At 68.3% G+C, this 4252-nt stretch carries 3 protein-coding genes; 2 read left to right on the forward strand and 1 reads right to left on the reverse strand.

Features of this window, described 5'->3' with window-relative positions:
* The coding region (locus tag AC04L7_RS13350) for a TonB-dependent receptor plug domain-containing protein (RefSeq protein WP_475513182.1) at positions 1 to 1706 on the reverse strand (1706 nt) is incomplete at its 3' end.
* 184 nt (positions 1707 to 1890) lie between these two features.
* Between AC04L7_RS13350 and AC04L7_RS13355 the strand changes: the two genes are divergently transcribed.
* On the forward strand, positions 1891 to 2364 hold the full coding sequence (locus AC04L7_RS13355) for a DUF3574 domain-containing protein (RefSeq protein ID WP_435996999.1): 474 nt from the start codon (positions 1891 to 1893) through the stop codon (positions 2362 to 2364).
* 73 nt (positions 2365 to 2437) lie between these two features.
* Complete coding sequence (locus tag AC04L7_RS13360; protein ID WP_435997001.1) at positions 2438 to 4021, forward strand: hypothetical protein; 1584 nt, start codon at positions 2438 to 2440, stop codon at positions 4019 to 4021.
* Positions 4022 to 4252: the final 231 nt, after the last annotated feature.

Raw genomic sequence — 4252 nt, forward strand, 5'->3', positions numbered from 1 at the left:
GTGAAGCCCAGGCTGAGGTTCAGCGACTTCTCCGGATCCAGGTCCTGCGCGCCCAGCGCACGGGCGATGGGGTTGTTGACCGACAGCAGGCGGCCCTGGGTGAGCTGGCCCGAGGCGTCATAGCCGGTGGACGTGGATTCGAAGCCGATCTGGCTCAGCGACGGCGCGCGGAAGTTGTTCGACACCGAGCCGCGCAGGGCGAACGCGGGCGCGAATTCGTAGCGGGCGGCCAGCTTGCCGGTCAGCTCGACACCGAAGTCGTCGTAGTGCTCGTAGCGCGCGGCGATGTCGGTGGTGAATTTCTCGCCCCACTGGCTGCTGAGGCTGGCGTAGACGCTGGACACGTCGCGGTCGAGGTCGGCGGTGTCCTGCGGCGTCAGTCCGCCACCGGCCTGCGAACCGGTCGGGCGATCGGTGTAGGGGCCGGCCGCGTACGAAGCCGGATCGCCGGCACCGGTCTCGAAGGTTTCGTGGCGGAACTCCACGCCGGTGGCGAACGTATGCGCGCCGAACACGCGGCTGATGTCCAGGTTCAACAGGGTCTGGCCGGCGTCGTAATCGCCGGTCTTGAAGCGGGTCGGACTGGTCGGGCCGAGCGAGGCGTTGAGTGAATTGCGCAGGCGGTAGGTGAATGCGTTGCGGCCGTGGTTGAGGCTGGTGTCGTAGTCCCAGTCGCCCCACTGCCCACGCACGCCGGCCACGCCGGCCAGGTCCAGGTTGTCGCCTTCCGAGATCGGGCGGTAACCGTTCGGATACACCTCCTTCCAGTTCGCCACGCCATCGGGGTAGCGGAAATAGTTGGCGCCTTCGGTATCGCTCTGGTGGTAGGTGCCGAAGGCGTACAGCTCAGCCGATTCGCCCAGCGGTATGGCCGCGTTGAGCCACGCGTTGATGTCGCGCGAGCTGCCGTCGCCCAGCACGTAGTTGCGCTGGCCGGCCAGGGCCAGGTTGTCGGGCGTCTGTTCCTCGAAGAACGGGATCTGGTCGAAGCCGGCGCGATTGGTGCCCTCGCGCTGCTTGTACTCCAGGCCGACCCGGAAGAAGCCGCCGTCGCCGATGCGGTCGCCGACCTGCGCGCTGAAGAAGCCGCTCTGGCCGTCGGTGACGGTCTGGTCGATCGGCTCCACCTTCGTGTGGTGCGCGCCGTAGCTGGCTTCGAAGGCGCCGCCTTCCGGCGCGTCGTTGAGGATCACGTTGATGACGCCGGCCACGGCATCGGAGCCGTACTGGGCGCCCGCGCCGTCGCGCAGCACTTCGATGCGCTTGATCGCGCTGACCGGGATGGCGTTGAAGTCCACCGGCGTGTTGCCCTTGCCGATCTTGCTGTCGGTATTGACCAGCGCGCTGGTGTGGCGGCGCTTGCCGTTCACCAGCACCAGTACCTGGTTGGGGCTCAGGCCGCGCAGCTGTGCGGCGCGGATGTGGTCGGCGCCGCCGGAGTTGGACTGGCGCGGGAAGTTCAGCGACGGCAGCAGCGCCTGCAGCGCGCTGCCGAGTTCGCCGTTGAGCACGCCGGCCTTGCGGATGTCCTCGGCGGTCAGCACGTCGATGGGCGAGGTGGATTCCAGCGCGGTGCGGTCGGTGGCGCGGGTGCCGGTGACGATCACGGCGTCCAGGTCGGTGGCGCCGGAAGTCTGTGCAGCGGCGGGGAGGGCAAGCGCCAGGGCGATGGCGGCGCCCAGCGGGGCAAGGATCGGATGCGGCATGGAAAGTCTCGTGGGGCGAGGGGAGAAACCGGATAAAGTCTATCGCTTTATTGCGATGAAGCGATATATTAAGTCGCGATGCGGCGGCTGCGTCATCTCTGCTCCCCATCTGCTTATGCCGCCGCGTCATATGGCCGTCGCGTCGGCATGTTCCATCCTGTCCTCCTCCCACGAGGTTTGCCCCATGTCGCATCGCGCTGTCTGGTTGTCGGTCCTGCTTGTGCTCGCCGGGTGCGTGTCCACGCCACCGCCGTCCTCTCCCGCCACCCCCACCGCCTCGTTGCAGGGCGACGTGTTGCGGCCCGCGACCGCCAGTGGCTGGGTACGCAGCGAGCTGTATTTCGGGGTGGGCGAAGAGACGGGGCCGGCCGACCGTCCGCAGGCCGAGCCGATCACCGAGGCGACGTGGCGCGCGTTCCTGGACGAGGAAGTGACCTCGCGCTTTCCCGATGGCCTGACCGTGTTCGATGCCTACGGCCAGTGGCTGTTCCGCGGCGCGAAGGAACCCAACCGCCTGAAGACGAAGGTGCTGGTGGTCCTGCACGAGGACACCCCACAGCGCCGCGCCGACATCGAGGCGATCCGCCTGGCATGGAAGCAGGCGACCGGCCACCAGTCGGTGCTGTGGTCGCGCCACGCGGTGGACGTATCGTTCTGAACCCGGTGCGCCCGCCGATCGCGCGGGCGCTTATGCTGGCGACCTCCCGCCCACCCCACTGATTACCGATTCCATGACCGCATCGGCTTCCCCCGTGCGCCGCTGGTTCGTACCCGGCGACCTCAACGGCTTCTTCGGCCTGGTGGTGGACAACCTGTCCATCCTCGGTTTCATCGCCGCCGCGCTGATCGGCATCTTCCAGTTCCCGGCCGAGGTGGTGTTCACCCGCATGTTCCCGGGCACCGCGCTGGGCGTGCTGGTCGGCAACCTGATCTACACGTGGATGGCGCATCGCCTGGCCGCGAAGACCGGCCGGGACGACGTCACCGCGATGCCGCTGGGCCTGGATGCGCCGACCAGCATCGGCATGGCGCTGCTGGTGCTGGGCCCGGCCTTCGTCGGCTTCAAGCAGGCCGGCATGGACGAGCAGGCGGCGGCCACCGCCACCTGGCAACTCGGCATGGCCGCGCTGGTGGTGATGGGCGTATTGAAGCTGGTGCTCTCGTTCTTTGGCGATGCGGTCACGCGCGCGGTGCCGCGTGCGGGCCTGCTGGGGTCGATCGGTGGCGCGGCGCTGACGTTGCTCGGCTTCCTGCCGCTGATCGAAACGCTGCGCCAGCCCATCGTCGGTTTCGTCACCTTCGGGCTGCTGCTGTACGTGCTGGTGGCGAAGGGCAAGCTGCCGGTGAARCTGCCCGGCGTGCTGCTGGCCTTCATCGTCGGCACCGCGCTGTACTACGGCCTCGGTTTCGCCGGCCTGGGCGCGCCCGGCTTCAAGGTGCCGGATGCGGTGCCGCTCGCGCTGACACTGCCGCTGCCCACGCTGGGCTGGCTCGATGGGTTGGCCTACACCGTGCCGTATCTCCCGCTGCTGCTGCCGTTCGGCCTGCTGATGGTCGTCGGTGGCATCAACGTCAGCGAAAGCGCGCGCGCCGCGGGCGACGACTACCGTACGCGCGACGTGCTGCTGGCCGAAGCGGTGTCCACGCTGGTCGCCGGTGTCTGCGGCGGCGTCGCGCAGACCACGCCATACATCGGCCAGCCCGCGTACAAGCACATGGGCGCGCGCAAGGGCTACACGCTGCTGACGGGCATCTTCATCGGCCTCGGCGGCGTGCTCGGCTACGTGTCGGGCCTGGTGCAGTGGCTGCCGGTGGCGGTGCTGGCGCCGATCATCGTCTACGTGGGCCTGGACATCACCGTGCAGGCATTCACCGAAACCCCGCGCAAGCACGCCATCGCGGTAGCGCTGGGCTTCCTGCCGTCGGTGGCGTACCTGCTGACGATCAAGTTCGGCAATCCGGCGTGGATCGCGCCCGACCACTTCGCCGGCCTGTACGAAGGCGTCGACGGGCACGGGCTGCCGGACCTGGCCACCATCGTCACCCTGGGCAACGGCTTCATCATCACCGCGATGATCTGGACCACCGCGCTGGTGGCGATGATCGACGGCCGCAACGGCCGTGCGGTCGTCGCGTTGCTGGTCGGCGCAGTGCTGACATTGTTCGGCATCATCCATTCGGTCGATCCGCGCGGCGGCATCTACCTGCCGTGGGACGTCGACGGCCTGCGCGCGACGATCCTGTGGCAGTTCACCGGGGCGTATGCGGCGCTGGCGGTGCTGCTGGGTCTCCTGTCCCTGCAGAAGAAGCCGTAAGGCGGGCCCTGGCCCGCCGTTTCCGGTGCATGCGCGGACGGTGGGCCAAGGCCCGCCCTACGTGAATCCGGGTCTCAGCAGGTCTTGAAACACCGCCGCTTAACCGCATCTGGGTAGCATCGGCTGGCGTTCGCCGGCCCCTGACTCTCTGAGGTTCTCCCCATGCGGATGGACAAACTGACCTCGCGTTTCCAGCAGGCGCTGGCGGATGCGCAGTCGCTGGCCGTAGGC

It is taken from the genome of Pseudoxanthomonas sp. LjRoot204_2 (genome assembly GCF_056175765.1).